This window comes from Parabacteroides leei (assembly GCF_023369805.1).
Taxonomy (GTDB): Bacteria; Bacteroidota; Bacteroidia; order Bacteroidales; family Tannerellaceae; genus Parabacteroides; species Parabacteroides leei.
This window is the reverse complement of the sequence record NZ_JAMBQG010000026.1, coordinates 56,289-69,631: the sequence shown is the minus strand read 5'-3', so window position 1 is coordinate 69,631 and position 13,343 is coordinate 56,289. Positions and strand designations below refer to the sequence as shown.

The 13,343-nt window shown below is 44.4% G+C and carries 15 protein-coding genes; 7 read left to right on the top strand and 8 right to left on the bottom strand.

What is annotated here, in order from left to right:
* Nucleotides 1-166: 166 nt before the first annotated feature.
* The 7 genes from M1P97_RS24095 to menA form a co-directional block, all read right to left on the bottom strand.
* Complete coding sequence (locus tag M1P97_RS24095) at nucleotides 167-571, bottom strand: hypothetical protein (RefSeq protein WP_249390421.1); 405 nt, start codon at nucleotides 569-571, stop codon at nucleotides 167-169.
* Between the two features lie 65 nt (nucleotides 572-636).
* Nucleotides 637-792 (bottom strand): hypothetical protein, encoded by a 156-nt coding sequence (locus tag M1P97_RS24090; protein WP_195372070.1) that lies wholly within the window; start codon nucleotides 790-792, stop codon nucleotides 637-639.
* Nucleotides 793-993: 201 nt separating this feature from the next.
* Nucleotides 994-1,389, bottom strand: coding sequence for a HEPN domain-containing protein (locus M1P97_RS24085; protein ID WP_249390420.1), 396 nt, complete (start codon nucleotides 1,387-1,389; stop codon nucleotides 994-996).
* Nucleotides 1,386-1,694 (bottom strand): nucleotidyltransferase domain-containing protein, encoded by a 309-nt coding sequence (locus tag M1P97_RS24080; RefSeq protein WP_195372068.1) that lies wholly within the window; start codon nucleotides 1,692-1,694, stop codon nucleotides 1,386-1,388. Before M1P97_RS24080 ends, M1P97_RS24085 begins: the two co-directional genes overlap by 4 nt.
* A gap of 708 nt (nucleotides 1,695-2,402) precedes the next feature.
* Nucleotides 2,403-2,876 (bottom strand): tyrosine-type recombinase/integrase, encoded by a 474-nt coding sequence (locus tag M1P97_RS24075; protein WP_229058424.1) that lies wholly within the window; start codon nucleotides 2,874-2,876, stop codon nucleotides 2,403-2,405.
* Nucleotides 2,842-3,318 (bottom strand): phage integrase SAM-like domain-containing protein, encoded by a 477-nt coding sequence (locus tag M1P97_RS24070; protein WP_249390419.1) that lies wholly within the window; start codon nucleotides 3,316-3,318, stop codon nucleotides 2,842-2,844. The genes M1P97_RS24075 and M1P97_RS24070 overlap by 35 nt, the downstream gene beginning before the upstream one ends.
* A 53-nt stretch (nucleotides 3,319-3,371) precedes the next feature.
* Entirely contained in the window at nucleotides 3,372-4,271 is a 900-nt protein-coding gene (menA, locus tag M1P97_RS24065; protein WP_249390418.1) for a 1,4-dihydroxy-2-naphthoate octaprenyltransferase, read from the bottom strand.
* Nucleotides 4,272-4,359: 88 nt separating this feature from the next.
* On the opposite strand from menA, the gene M1P97_RS24060 reads away from it, so the two are divergent.
* The 6 genes from M1P97_RS24060 (at nucleotide 4,360) to M1P97_RS24035 (ending at nucleotide 8,649) form a co-directional block, all read left to right on the top strand.
* Entirely contained in the window at nucleotides 4,360-4,758 is a 399-nt protein-coding gene (locus tag M1P97_RS24060; protein ID WP_195372066.1) for a hypothetical protein, read from the top strand.
* A 178-nt stretch (nucleotides 4,759-4,936) separates the two neighbouring features.
* Nucleotides 4,937-5,149, top strand: a complete 213-nt coding sequence (locus M1P97_RS24055; protein WP_195372065.1) for a hypothetical protein — start codon at nucleotides 4,937-4,939, stop codon at nucleotides 5,147-5,149.
* Between the two features lie 41 nt (nucleotides 5,150-5,190).
* Nucleotides 5,191-5,397, top strand: a complete 207-nt coding sequence (locus tag M1P97_RS24050) for a hypothetical protein (RefSeq protein WP_195372064.1) — start codon at nucleotides 5,191-5,193, stop codon at nucleotides 5,395-5,397.
* A gap of 205 nt (nucleotides 5,398-5,602) precedes the next feature.
* Nucleotides 5,603-6,550 (top strand): calcium/sodium antiporter, encoded by a 948-nt coding sequence (locus M1P97_RS24045; RefSeq protein ID WP_195372063.1) that lies wholly within the window; start codon nucleotides 5,603-5,605, stop codon nucleotides 6,548-6,550.
* A gap of 88 nt (nucleotides 6,551-6,638) precedes the next feature.
* A complete protein-coding gene (locus tag M1P97_RS24040) occupies nucleotides 6,639-7,343 on the top strand; it encodes a nucleoside-specific channel-forming Tsx family protein (protein ID WP_195372062.1) in 705 nt (234 codons plus the stop codon).
* Between the two features lie 10 nt (nucleotides 7,344-7,353).
* On the top strand, nucleotides 7,354-8,649 hold the full coding sequence (locus M1P97_RS24035) for an NCS2 family permease (protein WP_249390417.1): 1,296 nt from the start codon (nucleotides 7,354-7,356) through the stop codon (nucleotides 8,647-8,649).
* An 85-nt stretch (nucleotides 8,650-8,734) separates the two neighbouring features.
* Here M1P97_RS24035 and M1P97_RS24030 read toward each other — a convergent pair whose 3' ends face one another.
* Nucleotides 8,735-10,777 carry a M13 family metallopeptidase gene (locus M1P97_RS24030; protein ID WP_195372060.1) on the bottom strand — a complete coding sequence of 681 codons (2,043 nt, stop codon included), beginning with the start codon at nucleotides 10,775-10,777 and terminating at the stop codon, nucleotides 8,735-8,737.
* A gap of 156 nt (nucleotides 10,778-10,933) precedes the next feature.
* Between M1P97_RS24030 and M1P97_RS24025 the strand changes: the two genes are divergently transcribed.
* The gene (locus M1P97_RS24025) at nucleotides 10,934-13,273 is read left to right on the top strand and encodes a beta-galactosidase (RefSeq protein WP_249390416.1); all 2,340 of its coding nucleotides are present in this window, start codon (nucleotides 10,934-10,936) and stop codon (nucleotides 13,271-13,273) included.
* Nucleotides 13,274-13,343 lie beyond the last annotated feature (70 nt).

Genomic DNA, 13,343 nt, shown 5'->3' with positions numbered 1-13,343 from the left:
AATCGCCCAAGAGGAATACCATGCTGAATTTTCGTTACAATGTTTAGTTTCTCTTCAAAACTGTGATGTCTATACATAAAAAATGCACCCCTAAAGTTTTATGTCTAACTTTTGGGGTGCACTTCACGTTCAGATGATGAGGGGTTTAGAAGAAATGTATTTTTATTCAACAAACAGTTATCAGATCAAAAAACATGAATCTTGTATTCAGCTTTTCATCGACATGGCTTAATATACCGGCTTCCTGATCTTCTGAGCTAAAGACCAGTTCAAAATTATTCTTTTTATAATAAGCTATTGTTTTTTCATTGTTGTAAGCATCAACAACAATAAAACGACATCCCATTTTATTAAGCAGATCAACAAACCAAGATTTTATAAAATCCATCAATTCGCAACCAATATGATGCGATTGAAAGTTTACATTTACTCCCCAACGTCCGATTAATACAGCAGGATAACTTTTATGTTCTTTTATATGCGGAATATTTCGTGCTACTCTCTTTCTTCGTGCATTAGGTAGAAGTATCTCCACAGCCAAAAGAGGCTGCATCCGATAAGGTTTCTGCATTCAATACAGAGAAAAAACAGTTATTATTCAGGAATTCCATTTTCATAGTCAAGTTTTAAATGTTGTTATAACTTTACTTTTGCCAAAATCTCTTTCGCTATCTTTTTTTGTTCGGAGAAATCGACAGAACCTCGTTTTTTCTCGGCCTCCCTCGCTTTCTTTTCGAAATCGATAGCCGCTTGTCCCGTGAGAGTGGGAATTGCTCTAATTGTTAGTGCCATAAGTATTCTGATTTTGATGTCACAAAAATAAGAATATTAATACTAAATACAAAGCAAATCCCTCCATTCTTTCAAAAACAATTGGCACATTATCCTATTGGACCCACTATTTTTTCTTCTAAACCCCAACATGTCAAAGAACGCTATCCCTTGCGGGATCGGAACGAAATTGACATGTTGGGGGAAAAGTTTGATAAGATATTACTTATTTATCAGATCATGTATAGCTTTTATAAAGGCTTTTGTTTGAGGTTGCAATTCCCTGGCAGATTGTTCGTCATAGTTCAAAAAATCTTCATAATCGGCTGCACTTCGTCTTGCAAACAGAATTGTATAAAACTTCCCAAAATCTTTAGGTAATAGACCTGTGGTGATGAAGTGCTTTCCGAACATTTGTCGGATACCTTCATGTGTTTTAACACCATCTACCAGATGATGAAGTAATAAAGCACTTACGGAGTAAAAGCAAGCATAATACATCCGGTTGACAGCCGTATTATAAAAACCATTATTGATATGGCTATCTATTTCCTTTAGTAATGCTTCGGCGGACTCCATACGATACAGAATAATCTCTTTTCTAAGTTCGTCGTTCATAAAGCGACTCCTTCCTTCATTACATTCAGATAAAAAGGAGTAATGCGCTTACCCCATTTCTTTAGTGTTTCGAAAAAAGGATTGATTTGAACACCGGACTGAAGTTCGATCTCATATATTGGTTCCATGATACGCATTTCGTCTTCTAATGAAATACGTTCCTTGTCTACCAGTATCAGCAAGTCAATATCGCTATCAGGACGTGCGTCACCACGTGCTTCACTGCCATAAAGTATTGCAGTAGCATCGGGAGCTACCTGTTTCAATACTTTCTTTATTGCTTTTACTATTTCAGGACGTTTCATAAAACATCAATTTTAGACTTACAAATATAGTAATATTTATTCTAAACCCCAACATGTCAAAGAACGCTATCCCTTGCGGGATCGGAACGGATTTGACATGTTGGGGGAAAGCAGGAACTATATCCTATTTTTTTATAGTGTCGGGAGTAACCTTTCCCCTCTTGAGAGGGGGCAGGGGGTGTGTTATATTCATACCCGGAAGACAAAGAAGATTCCTAAACCACTGTTATACAATGGCCTTGATTGCTATTTCATACTAAGTCAAAAGACAGTAATCAGGATAGTTGGATAGATTAAGTCTGTCATGACGGTAAGCAGGTGACACACCCCCTACCCCCTCTCAAGAGGGGAGTTTAGATACTCTCAGATGCACTAAACAGCCAATATAAGGCTACATTTTATCCAAGTAATTCCTAAAAGGATGTTAATTCCACTGGCATCCCGGAGCGGTATATTCAAAATTCACCTCCGTTAATATATTTTAGCAAAACAACCTGTTTAAACTATAAAAAAGGTTATAATTACATCATATAAGGGCATGACAAATAAGCCGGGATAAATTCATATCCCAGAAAAGAGATAATATTTGAGCATTCTTAAGTTTTATTCTTTATCTTTGTCCTCACAAGACGCTTTGATAAACAATCTTTGCTTGAACTTTAAGAATAATACGACCACCGACAAACCTTATTTCGTAAATAAGGTATCTCAGGCACTTCTCAGAACCAGTTCACTAATTTCTTTCGTAATCTTTTCATTTGCCTCATTCAACGTTGACTGGTCAAGTTGGTCCAGATAGATACGGGTTGTCTTCTCAGATGTATGCCCCAATGCCTGGCAGATGACAGCCACCGGGGTATTTTGCCGGAGAGCTTCCGTTGCCCACGAATGGCGCGCCACATACGAAGTGAGTTTTCCAGGCAGGTGAAGCAGTTCGCCAATCTCTTTCAACAATGTATTGTAGGTAAACAAAGCCGCCTTATAGGCAGAATGCGAATCTTTCCCTTCTTTCAGGATGGGGAACAGATAGTTCGAGCCTTTTCGCTCGTACCTCGCCAATAATATACGCATCGCTCCGGTTATGCCTACCCGTACCAGTGTTCCCGTCTTATGCCGGTGGTAGACGATTTCATTTCCCACGATGTTCTTACGTGTCAGGTAAGCGAGGTCGATAAAAGGCATACCGCAGGCGAGGAAAGAAAAGATAAAAAGATCGAGGGCAAAGCGGTGGGGGCAACGATCCGGACAGGTCGACCTGCATCATTTCATGGATAACATCGGCTTTAAGTGCCCGTTTCGGCGTCTCTTCCCGCCGCAGATGCAGGTTGAAGAAGGGGTCTCTATCCGTCTTAAACAACTCTTCGCGCAGGGCGGCATGGTAGATGGCAGGCAGGCTGCTCAGATAGCTGTTGACGGTATTCACGGCAAGTCCTCCGCTACGCAGCCACCCGGCAAATTCATTGACCAATTCTCCGGTAATCCCTCTAAAATACAAGGTTTTCCCTTGCATAAAAGAGTGCAGGCGGTTGCATACGGCCCGGTAAAGATCGGCTGTACTTTCCTTGCCGGCCTTTCGTTTACGAACGACCAACGTTGTCATGTAATCGAAAACATTCTGTGTCATACTTATTCATTTAATGATTCAAATGAACAAATATACGACACAGGAAGTTACAGCTATAAACCTGTCGTTAATGCGATTAGCAGTACAGACAATAAGAGGGTGAAGAAAAAGACATTGCGGGCGGTATGGGCCAGTGTCCGGTTGAGTTCGCGGCCTTCAAAGCGGTAAAGTTCGCGCCAAGTAGTATAAAAGAGGGTGAAAAAAGCTCCGAAAAGAAACAGTATCCACCAAGGGGCATCGAATATCAGGGGCATGGCGAGCAAAAGCGCAACAACACCGTTCAACAGGTAGAAGATACGACCGAAGCCACGACCGAAAAGCACGATCGTAGTCCGTTTATGTGCGGCTTTATCTTGTACATAGTCGCGGTAATTATTCACGACCAGGATATTCGTAGAAAGCAATCCGACCGACAAGGACAGTAGAAAGGACAGGGTCGAGAATGAGAGCGCCTGCACATAATAGGTGAAGCATACCGGGATAATGCCATAGAACAACACCACGCAGACATCCCCCAACCCGTTATAAGCCAATGGAAAGGGTCCGGCAGAATAAGCCAATACGCAAAGGGCAATAGCGATCCCGACGGGTATCAGTTCCCAGCCGGCATAGAACAGAAGCATGCAGCCACACAGGCACGACAGAGCTAATGTAAGGAAGGTAGCCTGCGACATAGCCTTGGGGGTAATCCATCCCTGGGCTACTGCCCGCTCCGGCCCCAGACGGTCTTCCTTGTCGGCTCCTTTCTTAAAATCAAAGTAATCGTTGGCAAAATTACTGGCTATTTGTGCCAGCAAAGCGACTCCAAAACACAAAATAGCGGGTATCAACCTAAATACGCCTTCACACCAGGCTAAAACACAAGCTAATAACACCGGACTCAATGATGCCGGCAGCGTCTTGGGGCGGGCGGCTTCCAACCATGATTTCAAAAGGTTCTTCTCTTCTTTCATTTCTTCGCGTTCACAATTAACGGACAAAAGTATAAACAAAAAGCACAATCATTTGTTTTTTTCATAAGAATTCGTATATCTTTGCGGCATGAAAAATATTTTGTTCATACTGACTCTGCTTTTCGGCATTTTGCTTTTTTCTCCTCAGGAGGAGACAGAGAGCAACGATATCGTTGTGTTGAAAAAGGAGGCTATTATGAAGGAAAAAGGTTCTGCGGATATGCAATACTTCCTGACCGTGTTAAGTACGGACTTGAAGGGAAGCAATGGACTCACTGCACGCAGAACGGTTCAATCGACTAATAATACATTAAATTTGCGTACGCTGAAAATAGCAGAAAAGGTTCTTCAGGATATCCGCCTGAAAGAAATGAATACGTTACGCAAAATCTCACTAGATGTATCAGAATGTCAAACCATAAATCTTTCCACTCTTCTTTGCCGTATGGCACAACATGTGTTTGTCCTGCGGAAGCTTATTATTTGATTTTTATGGGATAACTCCGTCTAATCGTATTTAGACCGTTCGGCTTATAGAGCGACGGGAGTAACGTAATTTCACCCCCCCTGCCCCCTCTCAAGAGGGGATAGAGAGTTACTATCGGCTACTACGAAACAGTCCGAAAAAGCAATTTTATATTTATCCATTTAAAAATCAAAGTATTATGTCAACTAAAAAATCAAATAAGAGTCGTATTTATCTTTCTGTTATTATAACTATTGTTGGTTGTGTATTGGCTTGTAGCTCGATTATACCTAACGATTATCTGAAGTTGCTCGTTGTAATGGGAGCTCTGGGTTATGGATTATATGGTATAATGAAGGGACTGAGCGGCTCGGGTTCTACGGAAGAAGCCGCTATCGACGAAAAAGAATAATACCGAATTTGAACAATAATCATAATTAAAAAGTTAATAAAATGAAGATAAATAAAGATTTAGTAGATGCAACCATGATGTTGTCGTTTATCATTTTAGTACTGATCGGTACTACGGATTTTGAGAATATTGTTGCAAAGGATGTAACAATGGGGATTCTCGGACTGATTACAGTTATTATGGTTGTGCTGCGCGGTATACAGATGCGTATAGATGCTAAACAGCCAAAAGAAGAATACGAATATTAAATCACTAATACGAATATTCCTAACAACCCTAACTGAAATGTCTGATATGCTTCCTGTTGTTACTCCGGAGCGATTCCTGGGGTTATCCGAGGTACGTTTTTCTGCCTAAAAAATAACTTGCTGTTTACTTGGCTACGGCAATCTCACGATTGTCGGGCAGCAGGAAGCCGGACATTGTAATAAAAAGATTAGTAAATTTGCAGCCATGATAACAAGTGTAACATTATTAGTTCTTTCATTGTTTGCCCTTTATATCGGGGCAGGCTGGTTAGTAAGGGGAAGTGCGGAGATCGCCCTAAAAGCAAATGTATCGAATCTGGTCATAGGGCTTACCATTGTAGCATTCGGTACCAGTGCTCCGGAACTGGTTGTCAGTATTAACGCCTCTTTAACCGGACAGGGAGATATTGCCATCGGTAATATTGTGGGGTCGAACATATTCAATATCGCCGTCATTCTCGGTATCTCTGCCATCATCCATCCTCTGCAAGCCAAACGCCAACTGACCAGAATAGATATTCCTCTTTTAATCCTGTCGACCGTTTTACTTACTGTTCTTTTCTGGAACGGCACTTTAAACCGCCTGGAAGGATCTCTATTCCTTGCCGGTATCATTATTTATACGGCTTTTAGCCTCTATTACTCGCGCAAGTATGAGAAAAAAGTGGAAGAAAACAAAGGTGAACTGGAAAAACAACCTGATCCCTGGTATAAGGATGTTTTGTATATCCTCGGCGGACTGGTAATCCTTATCTTTGCTTCTCATTTAATGGTCGACAATGCCGTATCGATAGCACAGGAACTGGGAGTTAGCGAGGCTGTTATCGGCCTTACGTTGGTTGCCGCAGGGACAAGCCTGCCGGAATTGGCCACCTCTGTCGTTGCCGCCCTGAAGAAAAACCAGGATATTGCGATCGGTAATATCGTAGGGTCGAATTTGTTCAATATCCTTGCAATAGCGGGAACAAGTTCGATAATCAATCCGATCGTAGCCAAAAACGTAAACTATATCGACCTGCTGGTCATGCTCGGTCTAACAGTGATCCTATTGCCGGTTGTAAAAACCGGACAAAAGATATCGCGGGCCGAAGGGTGGGTCTTACTTGTTATCTACCTGTGTTACCTGGCATGGTTACTACGTGATTTGATATAAGATAATACAAGGCAGGACCTTCTGGGAAGTCCTGCTTTTTTTATATCTTTGCGGCTTTCCTAACAATAAACCATATGAAACGATCGGTATGAAAAAGATCTTTACTCTGGCCATTATCCTACTGGCCACTACTCTATGCGGGAAAGCGCAAAATATCCAGTTACATTATGATTTTGGCGGAGCTCTTTATGACAAAGACCTCGACGGCCGTCCGGCTCTGACCTCTACCGTCGAAATGTTCAGGGTCGATAAATGGGGAAGCACTTACTTCTTTGTAGATATGGATTATAAAAAAGAGGGCGTCGCTTCGGCCTATTGGGAAATCGCCCGTGAACTGAAATTCTGGCAACCACCCTTCTCCATACATATAGAATATAACGGGGGACTGATGAAGGGGGCTTCTTATAATAACGCTTACCTCGGTGGTTTCACCTATACATATAATAATAAGGACTTCTCCAAAGGATTTACTTTTACTCCCATGTACAAATATATCCAGAAACACCGCAGCCCGAACAATTTCCAATTGACAGGTACCTGGTATATTCATTTTGCTAAAAACGGATTGTGCACATTCAGTGGGTTTGCCGACTGGTGGCGGGAGAAAAACGACCACGGGAACTTCATTTTCCTTTCCGAACCACAGATATGGGTGAATTTAAACAAGCTGAAAGGTGTTGATGATAAGTTCAAGCTGAGTGTCGGAAGTGAAGTGGAACTGAGTCATAACTTCGGTGGCCGCAACGGTTTTTATACCATTCCGACGCTGGCGATAAAGTGGACATTCGATTAATCCAAAATATATGATACAAAAACTATTGGGGTTTGACAAACAGACCATGACAATCCGAACGGAAGTGATCGCAGGAATAACGACCTTCCTGACAATGAGTTATATACTAGCCGTCAACCCTTCTATCCTGGGCACTACCGGAATGGACAAGGGGGCTGTCTTCACAGCAACGGCACTGGCTTCCGCTATTGCGACTTTCTTGCTGGCATTTATGGCCAAACTTCCGTTTGCCCAAGCACCGAGTATGGCGTTAAATGCCTTTTTCGCTTTTACCCTGGTGCAGGGAATGGGGTATTCCTGGCAAACGGCAATGACGGCGATGTTTGTCGAAGGGGTAATATTTATCCTGATCACTTTCCTGAACATCCGGGAGATCATTCTTAACAGCATCCCGATGAACCTGCGATATGCCATCTCGGCCGGGATCGGTATGTTTATTGCTTTTATAGGGTTGAAGAATGCAGGGATCATTGCCCCGAACCCGGCAACGTTCGTTATGTTCGGGGAGTTCACGCCGTCTTCCGTCCTGGCAATGGCGGGTATCCTACTGAGCGGAATCCTGGTTGTAAAGAAGGTGAAGGGTGCTTTATTTTACAGTATCCTGATTTGTACGTTGGCCGGGATACCGCTGGGAGTAACGGAAATACCGGAAGGTTTTCTTCCAGTCTCCATGCCTCATTCGATAGAGCCGACTTTCTGCAAATTCGATTTCACCGAGTTCTTTACTTTGGATATGGCAGTCGTGATTTTCACCTTATTATTTATGAATATATTCGATACGGTAGGGACACTGGTGGGCTTGGCCTCCAAAACCGGTATCATGGGGAAAGACGGGCATATTCCGCATGTGAAAGAGGCGATGATGTCTGACGCGATAGGTACTACGATCGGGGCGATGATGGGCAGCTCGACCATTACCACGTATGTAGAAAGTGCTTCGGGCATTGCTGAAGGAGGGCGTTCCGGCTTTACTTCCCTGGTAACAGGACTGCTGTTTATCCTGGCTTTGTTCTTTGCTCCGTTGTTCCTGCTTATTCCCAGTGCGGCAACAAGCGGGGCTTTAGTGCTTGTCGGGGTGTTTATGATGGACTCGGTATCCAAAATAGATATGGATGATATCTCCGAAGCGCTCCCGGCTTTCATTACCATTATCATGATGGTACTCACCTACTCTATCGCAGACGGGATGGTACTGGGACTACTTTGCTATGTACTGGTCAAGATGTTTTGCGGAAAACACAAGGATATAAGTATTACCATGTATATACTGGCAGCCCTGTTCCTTTTGAAATTTATATTTGCCTGAACAACTATTTCAGGTATAAAAAGCGGGATAATCGTAACGACTATCCCGCTTTATACATTATATATATACTATCTGTATTCCAACATTACCAAATCACTACCCGGTCGGCAGGCATCATGTACATCGGATCGCCTTCTTTGATATCGAAAGCGGTATAGAATGTGTCGATATTGCGGAGGGCGGCATTGACACGCCATTTACCCAATGAATGCGGGTCGATTTTTGTCAGGCGCAGGATTTCTTCCGGACGGATGTTCTGTCCCCAAAGGGTTGCATATCCGAGGTAGAAACGTTGTTCGTTAGTGAAACCGTCTATCGGAGCCGGTGTTTTTCCGTTCAACGAATTGAGGTAAGCCAAGTGAGATACCAGCAAACCGCCCTGGTCGGCAATGTTTTCACCCAATGTGTAACGTCCGTTGGCATGTACGCTGTCTACTACGATGATATCGTCGTACTGCTGAACCAAGCGGTCGGCACGTTCAGTGAAAAGAGCAGCGTCTTCCGGAGTCCACCAATCGCTCAGGTTACCGTCTTTATCATAGTTACGTCCCTGGTCGTCGAAACCGTGAGTCATTTCATGACCGATCACGACACCGATAGCTCCATAGTTTACTGCATCGTCTGCATCCGGGTTGAAGAAAGGAGGTTGCAAAATGGCAGCGGGGAAACAGATCTCGTTCGTCGTAGGGTTATAATAGGCATTCACTGTCTGCGGAGTCATTCCCCAACGAGAGCGGTCGACCGGTTTTCCGGCCTGTGCCAGCATATAGTCCATCTCGAAGATATTCGAGCGGCATACGTTTGCCCAGTAAGAATCGTCTTTGATTTCCAGTGCACTATAATCGCGCCATTTATCAGGATAACCGATCTTTACGATAAAGGCAGAAAGTTTTTCCTGCGCCTTTGCCTTCGTTGCTTCGCTCATCCATTCAAGGCCGGCGATACGTTCGGATAACGCTTTCTGCAAATTACCTACCAGTGTCAGCATCTTTTCCTTCGAAGAAGCCGGGAAATATTTAGCCACATACATCTGGCCGACAGCTTCTCCCAAAGCACCGTTCACAGTAGACAGGGAACGTTTCCAGCGAGGCTGTTGTTCTTGTTTTCCGGACATTGTCTTTCCGTAGAAGTCAAATTGCGTCGCTACAAAGTCGTCACTCAGGTAAGGAGCAGCGGCATCGAGCAGGTTAAATGCAAGGTAGTATTTCTGTTCGTCGATAGAAACATTTTTCATAAACTCTCCCAATGCGTCATAGAACGGAAGTTGTTTGGCATCCAGGTATTCGATTTCCATCAGGCCCATGCTTTCAAAATAGACATCCCAGTCGATCGGGTTGTTTTTGGCTTTGAACTCACTCAGCTTGATCTTGTTGTAATTCTTCTGGCTGTCACGCAGGTCTTCACGGCTGAAAGAGATTTCAGCGATACCCGTTTCAACCTTCATTACTGCATTTACAGCAGCTTCTGCCTGTTCGGGGGATGCTCCGGTCAGCGTAAACAGGTGATTGATATATTGCTTGTAAGCATCACGCATTTTCATTGTCGCTTCATCATCCAGCAGATAATAATCGCGGTCGCCCATGCCGATACCCGCCTGGTAGAGTTGTACGATATTCATCGAACTGTTCTTTTCGTCGGCATCTACGAAAAGGGCAAAGAACGGGGCCATCCCCTCCTTATGCAAAACGGCAACCATCCTGGCTACATCGGCTTTCGTTCCCAGTCGTTGGATGGCTTCCAGCTGATCTTTTATAGGAGCCATACCTTCCTTGTTCAGCTTCACACTATCCAATCCCATTTCATACAGGGAACCGATCTTTTGAGCCACGCTTCCGGCCTCCTGGGGAGTGCTTCCCAGTTCATCGATAAGCGAACGAAGTTGTTCCTGATTATTGTCACGCAGTTGGTCGAATGTGCCAAAACGTGAATACTCCGGTTTCAGAGGATTTTTTTCTATCCATCCACCACAGGCATACTGATAAAAATCAGTTCCGGGCGCTACAGTTGTGTCCAGATTAGCCAGATCGATGGCGTCTACTTTTGCAGTTTCCTTCACAGGTGATTTACTGCAACCCGACATTGCAACCATACCGGCAGCAACCAACGGAATTACCATTAACTTTCTCATTTTTGTTCAACGTTTACTTGAATTATGCCGCAAAGGTATATAAAAACAGCTAAAAGGAACCTTTTTTACCCTAATATGACCGATTATTATACCTCTATCCTATATTAATTTATGTACTTTTATCGTCCGAAAACAGTTATAAACTTAATTTTTATCATGAATTACTCAATGAAGATCGTAACAATTCTGATGGCCCTGTTGATTTGCGTATTGACAGGCTGCAAGAATCAATCCGGAAATGAAGGAACCTTTGAGATAGGTGACAAAACATTTCTGTTAAACGGCAAGCCTTTTGTTATAAAAGCTGCCGAAATCCATTACACACGTATCCCCGTGGAATATTGGGAACATCGTATCCAGATGTGTAAGGCCCTTGGCATGAACACGATCTGCATCTATGCATTCTGGAATATTCATGAACAGAAACCGGGTGAATTCGATTTCACCGGACAAAACGACATCGCCGCATTCTGCCGGCTGGCACAGAAATACGATATGTATATCATGCTACGTCCCGGCCCATACGTTTGCTCCGAATGGGAAATGGGCGGACTCCCCTGGTGGCTGTTGAAAAAAGAAGATATCCAGCTTCGCACGAACGATCCTTATTTCATAGAACGTACCCGTATCTATATGAATGAGATCGGAAAACAAGTGGCAGACCTGCAGATTACCCGTGGCGGTAACATTATTATGGTACAGGTGGAAAACGAATACGGTTCGTATGCTACGGACAAGGAATATATTGCCAAGAACCGGGACATCCTGAGGGAAGCCGGATTCACGGATGTTCCGCTGTTCCAGTGCGACTGGAGTTCCAACTTCCTCAACAACGCGCTCGACGACCTGGTATGGACGGTGAATTTCGGCACGGGAGCCAATATAGACGAACAATTCAAAAAGCTGAAAGAGGTCCGTCCGAACACCCCGCTGATGTGTAGCGAATTCTGGAGCGGATGGTTCGACCATTGGGGACGCAAGCATGAGACACGGGATGCGGAGACAATGATCGCCGGCCTGAAAGATATGCTCGACCGTAACATTTCTTTCTCCCTTTATATGACTCACGGAGGTACCACCTTCGGACACTGGGGCGGTGCAAACAGCCCGGCTTATTCGGCAATGTGCAGCTCATACGATTATGATGCTCCTATCAGTGAAGCCGGATGGACCACTCCGAAGTATTACAAACTACGCGAGTTCATGGCCGGTTATATGGAACCGGGCGAAGTGATGGCCGACATACCGGAGGCTTTCCCTGTCATTGAAATCCCCGAATTCGAATTAAAAGAAACAGCCTTATTGTTCGACAACCTGCCGGAACCGAAGACCAGCCACGACATCAAGCCGATGGAACAGTTCGACCAAGGATGGGGAAGTATCCTGTATCGTACCACTCTTCCGGCTGTAAAAGCGGGTACAACACTGCTGATCGACGAAGTACATGACTGGGCACAGGTTTTCATCGACGGTAAACTGATCGGCCGTCTGGATCGCCGCCGCGGAGAAAATACGATTAAGTTACCCGCAGCAGCAGCCGGTTCACAACTGGACATCCTGATCGAAGCGATGGGACGTGTCAACTTCGACAAAGCCATCCACGACAGGAAAGGGATCACCAAAAAAGTAGCTCTTATCACCGAATCGTCTTCCGACGAGTTGAAAGACTGGCAGGTATACAATCTCCCGGTTGACTATTCTTTCGTAAAAGACAAAAAGTTCGCAACCGGAAAAAAAGCAGAAGGCCCGGCTTATTACCGTGCAACCTTCAACCTCGAAACTCCCGGTGATGTATTCCTCGATATGCAAACTTGGGGAAAAGGTATGGTTTGGGTAAACGGCAAAGCCATGGGACGTTTCTGGGAAATCGGTCCGCAGCAAACACTGTTCATGCCCGGCTGCTGGTTGAAGAAAGGGGAAAACGAAATCATCGTTCTCGACCTGAAAGGCCCGGAAAAGGCAACGATCAAAGGACTCAACCAACCGATTCTGGATCTGTTGCGTGCCGAAGCACCGCTCACCAACCGCAAAGAAGGCCAGAATCTGGACCTGAAAAATGAGAAACCTGTCGGACAGGGTTCGTTAAAGGCCGGCAACGGCTGGCAGGAAGTCAGGTTCGATGTACCAGTCGAGGCCCGTCACTTCTGCCTGGAAGCATTGAATGCACAGGATGGAGGAAATACGGCTGCCATCGCTGAATTCTATCTGCTCGACGAAAACGGCAATCCGCTCGGACGCCAGCATTGGCAGATCGGTTACGCGGACAGCGAAGAGACATACGGAGGAAACTTCACAGCCGATAAAATTTATGATTTGCAGGAGTCGACCTATTGGAGCACGGCCAGAGGGGCTAAATACCCGCATCAGGTGGTGATCGATTTACGTGAAACCGTAACAGTTTCGGGTTTCCGCTACCTGCCCCGTGCCGAAGAAGGATACCCGGGAATGATCAAAGATTACAAGGCGTATACGAGGATGACACCGTTTAAGTATTAAAACAGGGTATCGAAAATAACGAATTGTTATTTATTATTGCTCATTAAATTAAATCAGCCAGATTGTTTTT

Excerpts from the sequence above, each read along its gene's own strand:
- M1P97_RS24080 (WP_195372068.1), bottom strand. The coding sequence starts at position 1,694 with ATGAAACGTCCTGAAATAGTAAAAGCAATAAAGAAAGTATTGAAACAG.
- M1P97_RS24055 (WP_195372065.1), top strand. The coding sequence starts at position 4,937 with ATGTCAACTAAAAAATCAAATAAGAGTCGTATTTATCTTTCTGTTATT.
- M1P97_RS24070 (WP_249390419.1), bottom strand. The coding sequence starts at position 3,318 with ATGACACAGAATGTTTTCGATTACATGACAACGTTGGTCGTTCGTAAA.
- M1P97_RS24025 (WP_249390416.1), top strand. The coding sequence starts at position 10,934 with ATGAATTACTCAATGAAGATCGTAACAATTCTGATGGCCCTGTTGATT.
- M1P97_RS24075 (WP_229058424.1), bottom strand. The coding sequence starts at position 2,876 with ATGCCTTTTATCGACCTCGCTTACCTGACACGTAAGAACATCGTGGGA.
- M1P97_RS24085 (WP_249390420.1), bottom strand. The coding sequence starts at position 1,389 with ATGAACGACGAACTTAGAAAAGAGATTATTCTGTATCGTATGGAGTCC.
- M1P97_RS24090 (WP_195372070.1), bottom strand. The coding sequence starts at position 792 with ATGGCACTAACAATTAGAGCAATTCCCACTCTCACGGGACAAGCGGCT.
- M1P97_RS24060 (WP_195372066.1), top strand. The coding sequence starts at position 4,360 with ATGAAAAATATTTTGTTCATACTGACTCTGCTTTTCGGCATTTTGCTT.
- menA (WP_249390418.1), bottom strand. The coding sequence starts at position 4,271 with ATGAAAGAAGAGAAGAACCTTTTGAAATCATGGTTGGAAGCCGCCCGC.
- M1P97_RS24035 (WP_249390417.1), top strand. The coding sequence starts at position 7,354 with ATGATACAAAAACTATTGGGGTTTGACAAACAGACCATGACAATCCGA.
- M1P97_RS24030 (WP_195372060.1), bottom strand. The coding sequence starts at position 10,777 with ATGAGAAAGTTAATGGTAATTCCGTTGGTTGCTGCCGGTATGGTTGCA.
- M1P97_RS24095 (WP_249390421.1), bottom strand. The coding sequence starts at position 571 with ATGCAGAAACCTTATCGGATGCAGCCTCTTTTGGCTGTGGAGATACTT.
- M1P97_RS24050 (WP_195372064.1), top strand. The coding sequence starts at position 5,191 with ATGAAGATAAATAAAGATTTAGTAGATGCAACCATGATGTTGTCGTTT.
- M1P97_RS24040 (WP_195372062.1), top strand. The coding sequence starts at position 6,639 with ATGAAAAAGATCTTTACTCTGGCCATTATCCTACTGGCCACTACTCTA.
- M1P97_RS24045 (WP_195372063.1), top strand. The coding sequence starts at position 5,603 with ATGATAACAAGTGTAACATTATTAGTTCTTTCATTGTTTGCCCTTTAT.